The following is a 13,319-nucleotide window of genomic DNA, read 5'->3' as shown; positions in this document are numbered from 1 at the left end:
TATGGGTTTAAGTGGAAGGGGAGTTTATAATAGGTTCAGGACCGGATCCGATCGTTTTAGAAATGCGTACCTTTAAAATACTATTTTGGTTCACGATCAATACGGTGATCGGAACGATGAACTCTCTGTTAGTCGCTCATAATTCCGATACTCCTTTTTGGAAGGTGTTTTTGGCGACCCAGGTCACTACCCATGCGGTATGTTCCATTGTGGAATTTTCGGTGGAGGTCCTACATCGAAAAAGTTGGGGACCTTTCTTTACGGGTGCGTTTCTGGTATTGGCTTCCGTCTTTGCGGCGGTTTTGGGAGTCGCGGCAGGAGGCATTTTACACGTGCTTTTATTGGCGGGAGAGGGGGTGTCTAGGCCTCACGGGGGTTCGTATAACATTCTATTAAGTAGCCTGATTCTCGCTCTTTTCATTTCTTTCTTGGAGAAATCCATGCAGATTCTCATCGAAAAAAGAAAGAAGACCGAAAGCGAGTTGAAGGATATCCAATACCGGACTTTCCAGAATCGTATGGATCCTCATTATCTATTCAATACCCTGAATACGGTGCATTCTTTACTACTGATAGATCCCGCAAAGGCGGATCATGCGTTGATGCTTCTTTCGGAGACGTACCGCTTTTTATCGGATAGAATCAACGAGAGAACGATTCCGTTTCTGGAAGAATGGAACTTTACGGTGAATTATCTCGAGTTGCAGAGGATCCGCTTTTCGGATTCCTTGAACGTGCAGATCTATAAGGACGGAGATTTTTCCAACCTCCGAATTCCTCCTCTGACTCTACAGCCCTTGGTAGAAAATAGTTTTAAACACGGATTGGAAAATCGTTCCGAACCGGGGATTTTGGAGATCAAGGCTATAGAGAATTCAGGAAGAGTCTTGATCGAAATTCGGGACAACGGGGGAGGATTCAGTCGTAACGGGAGCGTCCCGGAGAAGAAGAAGCCGGAATTCTCCCGTACTTTGGAGAACATCAAGTCCAGGCTGGAATATAATTTCGGAGAAGCGGAATTAGTATTAGAAAAGGATAAATTCGGTTTTACTACTTTAAGGTTGGAATTCGGGATCTGATGGGCGATTCTATTTATAAGGTTTTGGTCGTGGAGGACGAGGTGCCTGCCAGGGATCTCCTGCGCAAATTCTTGGAAGGATGGAAAGAATTCGAGGTCCGGGGAATCGCAAGAACCGGAATGCAGGCGATAGAATTACTGAGAAAGGAAACCTTCGATCTGGTTTTTTTGGACATTCATCTTCCGGAAAAGAACGGTCTGCAAGTTCTGGAGGAAATGGGAGATGCGTCTCCCGTTTTGGTATTCACGACTGCGTATCGAGAGCATACGTTAAAAGCATTCGAGGTAGGAGCATGCGATTATCTTTTGAAACCTTATACCAAGGACAGATTCGATTCGTGTATGGAAAGAGCGAAGAATCATCTGCATTTGAAATCGGTTTCCAAGAATCGAAAATCGGGCGATCCGGATCCCGTATTCGTTTTTAGAGACGGAGGACTGGTTCATCGCATTCTTTTCTCGGATCTCTATTATCTCACGGCGAACGGCAAAAGGTCCGTGTTACACACTAAGGACGGGGATTTTGAAACGGCAAGGCTACTCGGAGATCTGGAGAAGGAATTGCCAAAGTCCGATTTTCTTAGGATCCACAGAAAGCATATGGTGAATCGTAGTCTAGTTGCGGCAACCAGGTCGCAACCGGGAGGTACATATACGATCTATCTGAAAGACGAGGACGAAACGAATTTGCCCGTGGGTAGGGAATTCGTGGAGGGAGTGAAAGGCCTTTTTGGGAAGAACTGAACGAAGTCGGATTCCAAAGAAGATAGATCATATTATTCCAAATTACTTTATCGACGGCGATCTGCGGAATTTTGAATATCTACAACGAATCTTACGATAAGAGGAACCGGTTCCCAATGGCCCCGACATTCGTATAGAATAACGAAAAGGAGTTCCTTCCTAGTTCACCATTCGATCTTTTTCTTATCCCTGAGGAAGCTTCCGGAAGGCCCGCTATCGTCCAGGGTCGCCGCCCAAACCACGGTTTCCGCCCCGTGCTCCACGGAACGGGTCGCACTTTCTCCTCCCATATCCGTTCTCACCCACCCTGGGCAAACGGAATTCGCTTTTATATTCTTTCCTTCCGACTCCGCTTGTAGGATTCTTGTGAGCGCGTTGATCGCAGTCTTGGAAATTCTATAGGCCGCGTATCCCGATCCCATATCGGAAAGTTGTCCCATTCCGGAACTAAGGTTTACGATTCTTCCGTATCCGTTCTTTTTCATGACCGGTAGGATTCCTTGGGAAAGTAAGAATGGGCCGATCAGGTTCGTGTCCAATGTACCTTGCAATTTTTCTAATGTAGTATTCGAAATGGATCCCTGGTCCAGATAGATTCCCGCGTTATTCACGAGAATGTCTATCCTGGGATGCTTTTGGAGGACCTCGTTTAGAAATTTGGAAACGGATTCCGGTTTAGAAACATCCAAGGCTCTCGCCTCTGCCTGTCCTCCGGATCCCCGGATTTCCTGAACGGTTTTTTGGGAATCCTCCTCTTTTCGGGAAGCGCAGATCACGAAGATCCCTTTCTTTCCCAGTTCCAAAGCGACTTGTTTTCCGATTCCTCTGCTGGCTCCGGTTACGATTGCGATTTTTTGATCCATGGAGATTTGACTAACTATTGAACCATTTTTTCGAACGAAAATACAACATCATCCCCACCGGAATCGCTAAAATCATCCCGATGGACGCGGCCAGGGCGTATTTATTCGAATAGGGTAGGGCTATGAAATTCATACCGAAGAAGCCGGTCAAGAAGGTGAGAGGCATAAAGACCATGGAAACCAAGGTTAGATTCTTTATGATCTCGTTGGTTCTCTGGGAAATAAGGGAGTAATACGCATCCATGGAGTTGCCTATAAGGTCCCGGTCCATATCGATGGTTTCCACGAGTCGGCTGAGATGGTCGTAAACGTCCCGGAAATAGAATCGTATCTTTTCGGAGAGGAATTTATCCTCGTGCCTCATTATCAGATTCAAAACTTCTCTCTGAGGAGAGAGCACCCTTCTCATTCGGACCAGATTTCTCTTTAGAAACAGGATGTTGGTTACGAAATCGGGCTTCACCTGGTTGACCAGGATTTGGTTTTCGAGCCTAGTGATTTCGTCCGAGAAACGATCCAGAATCGGAAAATTGGAATCCACCAAAAGATCGAAGAGAAGATAAAGAACGTGATCCGTGCCCTTGGCGGTGAGATTGGGTTCCGCCAGGCATCTATTCCAAAGATTATCGATTAGAATTTCCTTATGCTTATGGACCGAAACTATGAATTCCAGATTAAAGAACACATGTGTTTCTCGGGGGATTACCGTCTTATTCTGCTCGGCGTTGAAACTGTGTAGAACGATGAATGCGTGATCCTCATAGTCCTCGAATTTCGGTCTCTGGTTTCGGTTGACGCAATCCTCGATTGCAAGCGGATGGAAGCCGCAGTTTTCCGAAAGGAATGCAAGATCTTCCTTGCCGGTATTTTCTATATCGATCCAGATCTTTTCCTTTTGGGCGGAGGCCCTAAGGCGGAATTCCTTTTTGAATTCTTCGTTGATTTCGCCCTGTAGGACGGTGGGATTTTTATGCGGTTCTTGGGTTGGGGGGAAGAATAGGATACGAAGCATGCGATTCGATTTTTCTCCGTACTTCGGGAGGCTTATTGGATCAATCGGATTCCGGAATCCCCGTTAAGGAAAGGATTTTTTAGGTGTTTTCCAGCGCGTAAACGATATAGGCTCGGAAATCCTCCAGGGTGAATTCCCTTTTATTCGTAAGGTGGTTGATCATATATCCGATGATGGCGGAGGTAAGATTCTTTACTTCGAATTCGGTGTAATTGGGCTTTAGGAGTAATATTATTTTTTTTGAATTTTCGTAGAAGATCAGATTCACCAGGTGGATGTTTCTCTTTTTCAGCCGGTGGATCTTCGGTTGGAGCATGAGACTCCAATACAATCTAAGATATTCCTCGTTTTCCTTGACGAGTTTTACGATCTGTCCTCCCAGAAATTGGATGAGCTCGCTTCTGTTCTTGGAAGGGTTCATCTTCTCCGGAAGGTATTTTTTTAGGATCTTATCGTGGGATTCGATGATCCCTTCCAAAATGGATTCCTTGGACTCGAAATATCTATAAGCTAGACCCAAGGACAGATTCGCTCTTTGGGCGATCTGTCTCATGGTGGTTCCGTGGTAACCTTGCTCGGAAAAAAGACGTAGGGAGGTCTTGAGTATTAGATCTCTGGTATCTTTGGCCATATTTTAACGGATGGAATAAAGAACCTTTCTAGAGCCTATTCTTTCCCGGTTGGTTTCTATCCGATTTTTATAACCGTATGCCTTCTCGGGTTTCAACACGGAGAATAGATCGTACAATTCCATCTCGAAGAGTAACATCGCCTCGGCCACTTCTTCCGCGACTTTTTCGGCCGATTTGGCTACGTCTACGCAGACATGTCTGGAGTTAATTTTATCCGGGCGGATTTCTTCGGCGATCTTTCTGAAATTCTGCTTTGTGATGGTTCCACCCACGGAGGTTTTCTTTCCTCTGTCCCTGGAAATGGCTATTATTGTTCTAGTCACCTTCATGACTTCTTCGTCGTCCGGTATCAGTCCCATGGAGGAAGAAAGGTCCGATCTTGCCGCAGTGACCTGGTCCAATTCTTCGAAAGCCTTGGAGTCGGCGATTTCCAACAGGTTTTTGTAACCGGTGATGGTTTCCAGGTTGATTGCCTTGGTTACCTTGGAGTAGGTCACCGGAGTCAGCATGCTTTTGAGGGTGGATATAAAATTCTTAAGTGCGTAGGAGGATTCTATCATCGGCGCCGAAATGCCTTCGATTTCCTCTTTGACCAGCATCCGGATATCGGTTCTGGCCTCAGGCCCTCCGATTTTTACGGTCACCGGGACCAGATCCTTGGCCACCATATGCAGTACCCGAATCTCGTCCGAGTCCATATCCTCGGTTTCCGTGCCTCCCTTCAGTCCCACGATCGGATAGCTACGAATTAGGGAGATTAGGTAGCGTCGGAGTTCGATAATTTTTCGGTCAATCTGCTCTTTCACGTTTTTAGTATCGTCTTTTCCCATAAAATCGTAAGGATTTTTGGAAATTTCCGGGCTTAGGAGAGAGGGGAGGAGAAGAATTCCCCAAGGGGTCCTCGGAAACGGCGTGTTATTGACGGAAAATCCGCTTCCCGTATCAATAGACCTTATGAGTAAGCCCGAGGGCAATCCGCTATCTAATAAGCTTCCTTCCTGGATCCGGGACTTTTTGGGAGAAGAATCCGTAGATTCTACCCTGTCCTTCTTCATCATCGTTCTATTTGTTTTGGCTTTCAAGTCCTCCGTCTTGGATGCGAATAATATTCCCTCAGGTTCCATGATCCCCACCTTGAAAATCGGGGATTTTTTATTCGTGAACAAGATGAGGTATTCTCTCCGAGTCCCTTTTACGGAAAAAGAGATCTTCAGCTACGACGATCCTAAAAGAGGGGATATCGTAACTTTCGCTCCTCCAGTCACCGCGTTGCAGCCGGGAGAGAGTCGTGACGATTGGTTTCCTAAGCGTTTCGTAAAACGGGTGATCGGGCTCCCGGGAGATCGTATCCGTATCACTCCTACTCCTTTGGAAAAGGACGGTAGAAGGGTTTATTACGGAAGAATAGAATATATGGAGAAAGGAAGTAACCAGTTCCAGCCCTACGATTTCCGAGAAGTGGATCCGGGAGATCTTCTCTACGATCTGGACGATGTAGGAGCGGTGGAGAATTACGTATTCAAAGAGAAAAAGCCCGGCTTCGAACATTACGTGATCGACGGACCTTTGATCGAAAAGAGGACCGATTGTTACGGAAGCACCGGTTGTCTTATTCCCGAAGGCTACTATATGATGCAAGGGGACAATCGTCCGAATTCCTACGATTCCAGGGATTGGGGCTTCGTTCCTAGAAAGGATATTCTCGGCAAGGCACTTATGATCTACTTCTCCATCAACTGGAAGGATCACGTATGTCACTACAAAAGCGGGAAGGAACTCGCCGAGTTGAAATCGGACCATGCTCCCGTTTACGAAGGAGAAGAATTGGAATCCCGTTGCAAAGACACGAATTACTACACTTCTCGTCCTAAAATCCACTCCGCTTTTCCGGAAAGAGAAGAGGAAATGAATTGGTTCAAGAAGACCATCTTGTATAGAATTCCTCGCATGCAGGTTCGTTGGTCCAGAATCGGAACCATCTTGGAATAATATGAATTCTTCGGATCCTCAACCTCCTAAAAAGGACGCTTCTCTTTGGCAATTTGCGAGTATAGGAACCGAGTTCGGTTTTATCATAGTCGCAAGCGTTCTTGTGGGTAAATATCTGGACGATCGATTCGGATGGTCTCCCGTAGCGGTCCTGTCCGGTGTGGCCCTGGGTTTCGGATACGGGATCTATTACATTCTATATCGCCTCTCTCAATTCGATAAGAAGGATTGAATTCCGGTAAAGAATCCCTATGTCCGATTCGGAAGGAGTATTGAAGCCTAAAAAATACTACTTAGGCTTCTTCTTATTACTAATCGGTTTCGAAATCCTACGCAATTACCTGGGTCCGATGGATCCCGGTCTTTGGAAAGGAGCCATTTTGGCTCTGGGGCTTTCTTTCGCAGCGTATTCCATTCGATTCTTCCTGCTTTGGAAACATTCTAAAGACGGGCTGGTGTCCCAACTTGGAACGAGTGTTCTATTTTTTTGGGCACAGGCGGCCTGTTTGCTAGTGTTTATATGGAGGGGCGAACGGGAAGGTTTTGTAATCGGTTTTTTTATTGCCCATTTCGCAAACCTTTTAATAGTGGTATTCGCAAGGTGATCCAGAAAACGACGGTTTAGAAGCGTTTTGGATGATTTTGTGGGAAAAAAGATCCCTGGTTAGTGCTTCCAAAATTCTTCCTTCTTGTCGTGCTTTACAGGGCTCTTTTACAAGTATGTTGAAACAAATCTTCGCTGCGATATTATTAATATCTTCTATACCCGCCTTCGCTTCCGATGCGGAAGGCAAAAAACCTTTCGACCTAAACGAAGTCTTAGTCCACCACTTGATGGACCATGCCGAGTTTCCTTTCAATATCGGAGGTCAGAAAGTATTCGAAGGCCATGAAGGATTCGATCCTCATAACGATAACATTTTCGTAGATCATTCCACCGGTCATAGATTCCATTTCGTGGGAGGACTCGATCTTCATATCACCCGTCGTGTGACCATGATGTGGATCGTAAGTTTCCTTCTTCTTGTTATCTTTATTCCCGCCGCAAGAGCGATCGCAAGAAATCCTCTTAAGATCCAAAGCAGATTCGCAAACGGTGTCGAGGCTTTCATCAGTTTTCTGAAAAAGGATGTGGTGGACGCCAATACCGACGGACACGGGCATTCTTATTATCATTATATCTTCACTCTATTCTTCTTTATTCTTTTCTGTAACTTGATGGGACTCATTCCTCCCGTGGGAGAAGTCATCCAACTCGGAACGGAATATATCAATAGCGGAGAAGAAGTGGCCGCCGCTCATGCGAATTCTTCCCACCATGAGCCAATCTGGATCGCGAAAGTTTGGAACGGAATTACAGTCACGGGCGACGTTTCCGTTACGGTAAGTTTGGCTCTGATCACTCTTCTCTTGATCTATGCAACCGGTTTCGTATACCAAGGGCCGAAATTCATCCTTCATTCCGTTCCTAACGGAGTACCTTGGCCTCTTTACGTTCTGATGTGGCCTCTCGAATTCATCATTTCCCCGATCGCAAAAGCATTCGCACTCACAGTGCGTCTTTTGGCCAATATGACCGCGGGCCACGTAATCATTCTGGCTCTTCTGGGGTTCATTTTCCAATTCCAATCCATCACGGTCGGTCTTTTGGCTTCCGTACCCGGAGCGGTAGCGATTTACTTCTTAGAGTTATTCGTTGCTTTCCTTCAGGCATACGTATTCGCACTCTTAACCTCGCTCTTCATCGGATCGAGTATGCACAGGCACTAATTTTTATTATAAGCGTTTTGATTTCAAATAGGAGAAAGTAGTAAAATGGAATTCGGACTAGGATATATCGGAGTAGGAATCGCGGCTGGACTCGCTATTTTAGGCGCAGGTCTCGGAATCGGAAGAATCGGTGGCTCTGCCGCTGAAGGAATCAGCCGTCAACCGGATGCAGCTGGAAAAATCCAAACTGCGATGATCATTTCTGCGGCCCTTATCGAAGGTGCGGCTCTGTTCGCAATCGTGATTGCGTTCCTCGCAGGTGGAACTTTGAACGAAGCAGTCAACAAAGCAGCTGCTAAAACTGAAGTTTCCGCACCAGCAGAAGGTAAATAATCTTGTTTCTCTTAGCAGCTGGTAAGGGATTAGGCGGCCTCTTAGACGTAAATCCGGGTCTACTCATTTGGACCCTTTTTACGTTCGCAATCGTCGTCGTTATCCTCAAGATATTCGCGTGGGATGTGATCCTCAAAGCTCTGGATGAAAGAGCCGAGACCGTCCATAACGATATTCGTAAGGCTGCTGATGTACGTTCCGAAGCGGAAGCTTTGCTGAAGGATTACGAAGCAAAAATCTCTGCAGCAAAAGACCAGGCTAACGGAATCGTAGCTGAAGCAAAATCGGACGCTACTAACTTAAGAAACAAGATGCTGGACGAGGCGACTAAGGAAGTCAAGGCCCTGAAAGACGGAGCTATTAAAGACATCGAGTTGGCTAAATCCAAAGCCTTGGCGGAACTACAGACCCAGATCGTGGACATGACTGTTCAGGTCGCAGGTTTGGTTCTCGAGAAGCAGTTGAAAGCGGACGATTATAAGTCCTTTATCGAAAGCGAATTAGGCAAGATTAAGAAGCTGAGCGCGTAAAATGAGCTATTCTGCGATCCCGAAAACCTACGCAAGCGCCTTTGTGGACGCGAGTTCTTCTCCGGAAGAAGCGGAACAAGAATTAGGTTCCATTGTAAGTATATTAAATACGGAATCTCAGTTTCGCGATTTTTTCGATACTCCTTCCGTAAAGAGAGATGTAAAAGAGACCGTTCTGGTCAAGATCCTGCAAGGAAAAGTTTCGGAGATTACTCTGAATTTCCTGCAGGTTCTTCTTCGCAGAGGTAGATTCTCCTACCTTTCCGAGATCCACGAGGCCTTGAAAGAGGAATTGGATCGCAAAGCGGGAAGAATTCGCGCTAAAGTCAGAAGTTATCCGGCGCTGGACGAATCCTCGCTTAATAAACTGCGCGAAGCATTAAAAGAAAGATTCAAATCAGAGTTCATCCTGGAGAACCAAGAAGATCCGAGCCTTATCGGCGGTTTCGTGGTTCGATTCCAAGATTTGGCAATTGATGGTTCTATGAAGAGTCAGCTGGGGAAAGTAAGACAGTCCTTGCTGGATAGTAAACTACCCATCGGAGTGGTGTATGAAAATTAAAACTGATGAAATTGCGTCGGTTCTCAAACAGGAAATCTTAAATTTTAAAAAGGACCTGGCTGTAGAAGAAGTCGGGACCGTCCTGGAAGTAGGGGACGGTATCGCGAGAGTCTTCGGCCTTAGAAACGTAATGGCCGGGGAACTCGTCGAGTTCCAAAACGGAGTTCGCGGACAAGCCTTCAACTTAGAGGACAATTCCGTGGGTGTGATCATTTACGGAGAATATAAAAACATCCGCGAAGGATTCACCGTAAAAAGAATCGGTAAAATTCTAGAAGTTCCGGTCGGACCGGAAATGCTCGGACGCGTGGTAAACCCTCTGGGAGAGCCCCTGGACGGAAAAGGTCCGATCCACACCAAGCATACTCGCGCCGTAGAAAGCCCTGCCCCCGGTATCTCCAAAAGACAACCGGTTGAAGAGCCTCTCCAAACTGGTATCAAAAGTATCGATGCAATGATCCCGATAGGCCGTGGCCAAAGGGAGCTCATCATCGGAGACCGTGGAACCGGTAAAACTTCCATCGCTCTGGATACCATCATTAACCAAAAAGGTTCCGGAGTTATCTGCGTATACGTAGCGATCGGGCAAAAAGCTTCCACCGTTGCGACTATCGTGGAAAAACTGAAAGCAGTCGGCGCGATGGATTATACCATCGTAGTTTCCGCAACCGCTGCGGATCCTGCTCCTCTGCAATACATCGCTCCTTATTCCGGTTGTTCGTTCGCGGAATACTTCATGTATAACGAGAAAAAAGCTACCTTAGTCGTTTATGATGACTTATCAAAGCAAGCGGTCGCTTACCGTCAGATGTGTCTCCTTCTTCGTAGACCTCCGGGCCGCGAAGCTTATCCCGGAGACGTATTCTATCTTCACTCTCGCTTATTAGAGAGAGCCGCCAAATTGGACGAAAAATACGGAGCAGGTTCCCTAACCGCGCTTCCTATTATCGAAACCCAAGAAGGTGAGGTTTCCGCTTATATTCCGACTAACGTGATTTCGATCACTGACGGTCAGATTTATCTGCAATCCAACTTATTCGCGTCCGGGGTTCGTCCTGCAGTGGATGTGGGTATCTCCGTATCTCGTGTTGGTTCCGCAGCTCAGATCAAAGCGATGAAACAAGTCGCAGGAAAAATGAAACTGGAGCTCGCTCAGTTTAGAGAATTGGAAGCTTTCGCTCAGCTCGGAACCGACTTAGACCCGGTAACTCAGGCTCAGTTGGACAGAGGATATCGCATCGTTGAGATGCTGAAACAACCAGTTTCCAGCCCTTATCCTGTAGAAGAGCAGGTCGTGGAAATTTTCGCGGTTACCAGAGGACATATGGACAAGGTTCCTGTTCCTAAGGTTCGCGAGTTCGGAGCGCATTTACTCAACGTTCTCCGCACCCAACAACCGGAAGTTCTAAACGCGATTCGTACGGAAAAGAAAATCTCCGACGAAGGAAAACTGGGAGAGGTCATCGCCTCTATCGCAGCTGATTTTGTTAGGAACCTGAAGTAAGCGGAGAAAAATCTTGGCTACACCCAGGGAAATAAAGAAACGGATCAGTTCCGTTAAGAACACTCGGAAGATCACTCGGACTATGGAAATGGTCGCTACGGCCAAATCCAAAAAGCTGAGCGATCGGGTGAACGCGTCCCATCCATTCTCGAATAAAATCAAGGAATTGGTGGGAGCGCTTGCATCCCTGGCTTCCGTGGTAAAGAGTCCTTATTTACGGAAACCGAATGCGGTTCGTTCCGTAGCCTTGCTTGTGATCACGGCGAACAGAGGTCTTTGCGGAGGATATAACTCCAAAACCATCCGTTTGGCGAAGAATCGTATCCAGGAATGGAAAGATCAAGGCACGAACGTTCGACTCTTCGTAGTAGGAAAGAAAGGTATCTCCTTCTTCCAATTCGCTAAGGAAAAGATAGAGAAGTCTTATACTCATATCGACGATAAATCCGGGTATAAGGAAGCGGAGGAATTCGCGGACTTCTTCTTAGATCTATTTGCGAAAGAAGAAGTGGATGCGGTAGAGATTATTTCCACCGTTTACCATTCTTCCGCAAATCAGGAGGCGGAGGTTACGAAAGTTCTTCCGTTCGAAGCGCAGGGAGAAGCGAACGTAGGTTCGAGCGTTCTATACGAGCCGAGTCCGGCAGATATTTTGGAATCCCTTCTTCCTCTTGTAGTAAAAACAGCATTCTTAAAGGCGATCTTGGAAGCGAATTGCTCCGAGCAGATCGCAAAGCGCGTGGCCATGAAATCCGCAACGGACGCGGCCTCCGAGATGATCAAACTTCTGACCCGCGGTTACAACCGTATCCGTCAGGCAAAAATCACTCAGGAGATCTCGGAGATCGTAGCGGGTGCGGACTCGCTAAACTAGTTCTGGTATTGGAGTTACTTGGATGAGCAAAGGTAAAGTTAAGCAAATCATCGGATCCGTTTTGGACATCGAATTCGAGTCCGGACATCTGCCCGAAATTTTTAACGCGTTGGAAATCGACGCAGTCGTAGAAGGCAAAAAGGAAAAAATCATCGCCGAAGTGCAACAGCATATCGGTGGTAGTGCTGTAAGAGCGATCGCTCTTTCCTCTACCGACGGTCTGGTGAGAGGACAGGAAGTCTCCGACACCGGAGCTCCGATTTCCGTGCCCGTGGGAGACGTAACTCTCGGAAGAATCTTCAACGTATTGGGAGATCCAGTCGACGAAGGAGCTCCTATCCAAGTCAAAGAACGTAAACCTATCCACAGACCCGCTCCAGGTTACGAAGATCTTTCTCCTAAAACGGAAGTATTCGAAACAGGGATTAAGGTAATCGACCTTCTTGCTCCTTATATCAAGGGAGGAAAGACCGGACTCTTCGGAGGAGCCGGAGTAGGTAAGACGGTTCTTATCCAAGAGTTGATCAATAATATCGCGAAACAACACGGTGGATTCTCGGTATTCGCGGGTGTTGGTGAAAGAACCAGAGAAGGAAACGACCTCTGGAGAGAGATGAAAGAATCCGGAGTTATCAACAAAACCGTTCTTTGCTACGGTCAGATGAACGAGCCTCCTGGCGCTCGTCTCCGCGTCGCTCTTTCTGCTCTTACAATGGCGGAACATTTCCGTGATTCCATCGGAACAGACGTACTACTCTTCGTGGACAATATCTTCCGTTTCTCCCAAGCGGGATCCGAAGTATCCGCACTTCTGGGACGTATGCCTTCTGCGGTGGGATACCAGCCGACTCTTTCTACAGAGATGGGTGCTCTACAAGAGCGTATTACTTCCACTCGTAAGGGATCCATTACTTCCGTTCAGGCGATTTACGTTCCTGCGGACGACTTGACCGACCCTGCTCCTGCGAATGCGTTCGCTCACTTGGATGCGACTACGGTTCTTTCCCGTGCGATCTCCGATAAAGGAATTTATCCTGCGGTTGACCCGCTCGATTCTACTTCTCGCGTAATGAACGCGGAAGTTCTGGGTGCGGAACATTACGGTGTTGCTCGTGAAGTTCAAAGGATTCTCCAACGTTATAAAGATCTTCAGGATATTATCGCGATTCTCGGTATGGACGAACTTTCCGAGGATGATAAGGTTCTGGTGGCGCGTGCGAGAAAGATCGAGAAATTCCTTTCTCAGCCTTTCCACGTTGCGGAAGTATTCACAGGATCCCCTGGAAAATACGTAAAACTCGCCGATACGGTCCGCTCTTTCAAAGAGTTGATTGCCGGAAATTGCGACCACCTTCCGGAGCAAGCCTTCTATATGGTGGGAACCATAGAAGACGCGATCGAGAAGTCCAAAAACCTGAGAGCATAATC

Annotated in this window: 16 protein-coding genes; 12 read left to right on the top strand and 4 right to left on the bottom strand. The window is 46.9% G+C overall.

Going from position 1 to position 13,319, the window contains the following annotated elements; translation table 11 throughout:
* Positions 1-62 precede the first annotated feature (62 nt).
* Positions 63-1,079: a sensor histidine kinase gene (locus LEP1GSC061_RS02985; protein ID WP_415751819.1), complete on the top strand. Its 1,017-nt coding sequence runs from the start codon at positions 63-65 to the stop codon at positions 1,077-1,079.
* Positions 1,079-1,822, top strand: a complete 744-nt coding sequence (locus LEP1GSC061_RS02980; RefSeq protein WP_016543598.1) for a LytR/AlgR family response regulator transcription factor — start codon at positions 1,079-1,081, stop codon at positions 1,820-1,822. Before LEP1GSC061_RS02985 ends, LEP1GSC061_RS02980 begins: the two co-directional genes overlap by 1 nt.
* 164 nt (positions 1,823-1,986) lie before the next feature.
* On the opposite strand, the gene LEP1GSC061_RS02975 is transcribed toward LEP1GSC061_RS02980, so the two are convergent.
* From LEP1GSC061_RS02975 to LEP1GSC061_RS02960, 4 genes are all read right to left on the bottom strand, one after another.
* Positions 1,987-2,685 carry an SDR family NAD(P)-dependent oxidoreductase gene (locus tag LEP1GSC061_RS02975; protein ID WP_016543794.1) on the bottom strand — a complete coding sequence of 233 codons (699 nt, stop codon included), beginning with the start codon at positions 2,683-2,685 and terminating at the stop codon, positions 1,987-1,989.
* Positions 2,686-2,695: 10 nt separating this feature from the next.
* Positions 2,696-3,697 carry a magnesium/cobalt transporter CorA gene (corA, locus tag LEP1GSC061_RS02970; protein WP_016543761.1) on the bottom strand — a complete coding sequence of 334 codons (1,002 nt, stop codon included), beginning with the start codon at positions 3,695-3,697 and terminating at the stop codon, positions 2,696-2,698.
* Positions 3,698-3,776: 79 nt separating this feature from the next.
* Entirely contained in the window at positions 3,777-4,328 is a 552-nt protein-coding gene (locus LEP1GSC061_RS02965) for a TetR/AcrR family transcriptional regulator (protein ID WP_016543418.1), read from the bottom strand.
* A gap of 3 nt (positions 4,329-4,331) precedes the next feature.
* Entirely contained in the window at positions 4,332-5,135 is an 804-nt protein-coding gene (locus LEP1GSC061_RS02960; RefSeq protein ID WP_040508006.1) for an aldolase/citrate lyase family protein, read from the bottom strand.
* 148 nt (positions 5,136-5,283) lie between these two features.
* Here LEP1GSC061_RS02960 and lepB point away from each other — a divergent pair, with 148 nt between their 5' ends.
* The 10 genes from lepB to atpD all read left to right on the top strand — a co-directional run bounded on the left by lepB (position 5,284) and on the right by atpD (position 13,317).
* Complete coding sequence (gene lepB / locus LEP1GSC061_RS02955) at positions 5,284-6,318, top strand: signal peptidase I (protein ID WP_084680450.1); 1,035 nt, start codon at positions 5,284-5,286, stop codon at positions 6,316-6,318.
* A 1-nt stretch (position 6,319) separates the two neighbouring features.
* Positions 6,320-6,550, top strand: coding sequence for an AtpZ/AtpI family protein (locus LEP1GSC061_RS02950; RefSeq protein ID WP_016543609.1), 231 nt, complete (start codon positions 6,320-6,322; stop codon positions 6,548-6,550).
* A 19-nt stretch (positions 6,551-6,569) separates the two neighbouring features.
* Positions 6,570-6,923 (top strand): hypothetical protein, encoded by a 354-nt coding sequence (locus LEP1GSC061_RS02945; RefSeq protein ID WP_016543797.1) that lies wholly within the window; start codon positions 6,570-6,572, stop codon positions 6,921-6,923.
* A gap of 115 nt (positions 6,924-7,038) precedes the next feature.
* Positions 7,039-8,088, top strand: a complete 1,050-nt coding sequence (gene atpB / locus LEP1GSC061_RS02940) for a F0F1 ATP synthase subunit A (protein WP_040508002.1) — start codon at positions 7,039-7,041, stop codon at positions 8,086-8,088.
* Positions 8,089-8,133: 45 nt separating this feature from the next.
* A complete protein-coding gene (gene atpE / locus LEP1GSC061_RS02935; RefSeq protein ID WP_016544028.1) occupies positions 8,134-8,421 on the top strand; it encodes an ATP synthase F0 subunit C in 288 nt (95 codons plus the stop codon).
* Positions 8,422-8,423: 2 nt separating this feature from the next.
* On the top strand, positions 8,424-8,951 hold the full coding sequence (locus LEP1GSC061_RS02930; RefSeq protein WP_016544094.1) for a F0F1 ATP synthase subunit B: 528 nt from the start codon (positions 8,424-8,426) through the stop codon (positions 8,949-8,951).
* A gap of 1 nt (position 8,952) precedes the next feature.
* A complete protein-coding gene (atpH, locus tag LEP1GSC061_RS02925; protein WP_016543485.1) occupies positions 8,953-9,513 on the top strand; it encodes an ATP synthase F1 subunit delta in 561 nt (186 codons plus the stop codon).
* Positions 9,503-11,017: a F0F1 ATP synthase subunit alpha gene (gene atpA, locus LEP1GSC061_RS02920; protein WP_016544007.1), complete on the top strand. Its 1,515-nt coding sequence runs from the start codon at positions 9,503-9,505 to the stop codon at positions 11,015-11,017. Before atpH ends, atpA begins: the two co-directional genes overlap by 11 nt.
* A gap of 13 nt (positions 11,018-11,030) precedes the next feature.
* The gene (gene atpG / locus LEP1GSC061_RS02915) at positions 11,031-11,891 is read left to right on the top strand and encodes an ATP synthase F1 subunit gamma (RefSeq protein WP_016543385.1); all 861 of its coding nucleotides are present in this window, start codon (positions 11,031-11,033) and stop codon (positions 11,889-11,891) included.
* Between the two features lie 22 nt (positions 11,892-11,913).
* On the top strand, positions 11,914-13,317 hold the full coding sequence (gene atpD / locus LEP1GSC061_RS02910) for a F0F1 ATP synthase subunit beta (RefSeq protein ID WP_016543727.1): 1,404 nt from the start codon (positions 11,914-11,916) through the stop codon (positions 13,315-13,317).
* The last annotated feature ends 2 nt before the right edge of the window (positions 13,318-13,319 follow it).

Source organism: Leptospira wolffii serovar Khorat str. Khorat-H2 (genome assembly GCF_000306115.2).
Lineage (GTDB): Bacteria > Spirochaetota > Leptospiria > Leptospirales > Leptospiraceae > Leptospira_B > Leptospira_B wolffii.
This window is presented reverse-complemented; position numbering and strand designations above follow the sequence as displayed.

Bases quoted from the DNA above. Each gene is read 5' to 3' on its own strand.
- LEP1GSC061_RS02985 (WP_415751819.1), top strand. From the start codon at position 63: ATGCGTACCTTTAAAATACTATTTTGGTTCACGATCAATACGGTGATC.
- LEP1GSC061_RS02980 (WP_016543598.1), top strand. From the start codon at position 1,079: ATGGGCGATTCTATTTATAAGGTTTTGGTCGTGGAGGACGAGGTGCCT.
- LEP1GSC061_RS02975 (WP_016543794.1), bottom strand. From the start codon at position 2,685: ATGGATCAAAAAATCGCAATCGTAACCGGAGCCAGCAGAGGAATCGGA.
- corA (WP_016543761.1), bottom strand. From the start codon at position 3,697: ATGCTTCGTATCCTATTCTTCCCCCCAACCCAAGAACCGCATAAAAAT.
- LEP1GSC061_RS02965 (WP_016543418.1), bottom strand. From the start codon at position 4,328: ATGGCCAAAGATACCAGAGATCTAATACTCAAGACCTCCCTACGTCTT.
- lepB (WP_084680450.1), top strand. From the start codon at position 5,284: ATGAGTAAGCCCGAGGGCAATCCGCTATCTAATAAGCTTCCTTCCTGG.
- LEP1GSC061_RS02950 (WP_016543609.1), top strand. From the start codon at position 6,320: ATGAATTCTTCGGATCCTCAACCTCCTAAAAAGGACGCTTCTCTTTGG.
- LEP1GSC061_RS02945 (WP_016543797.1), top strand. From the start codon at position 6,570: ATGTCCGATTCGGAAGGAGTATTGAAGCCTAAAAAATACTACTTAGGC.
- atpB (WP_040508002.1), top strand. From the start codon at position 7,039: ATGTTGAAACAAATCTTCGCTGCGATATTATTAATATCTTCTATACCC.
- atpE (WP_016544028.1), top strand. From the start codon at position 8,134: ATGGAATTCGGACTAGGATATATCGGAGTAGGAATCGCGGCTGGACTC.
- atpH (WP_016543485.1), top strand. From the start codon at position 8,953: ATGAGCTATTCTGCGATCCCGAAAACCTACGCAAGCGCCTTTGTGGAC.
- atpA (WP_016544007.1), top strand. From the start codon at position 9,503: ATGAAAATTAAAACTGATGAAATTGCGTCGGTTCTCAAACAGGAAATC.
- atpD (WP_016543727.1), top strand. From the start codon at position 11,914: ATGAGCAAAGGTAAAGTTAAGCAAATCATCGGATCCGTTTTGGACATC.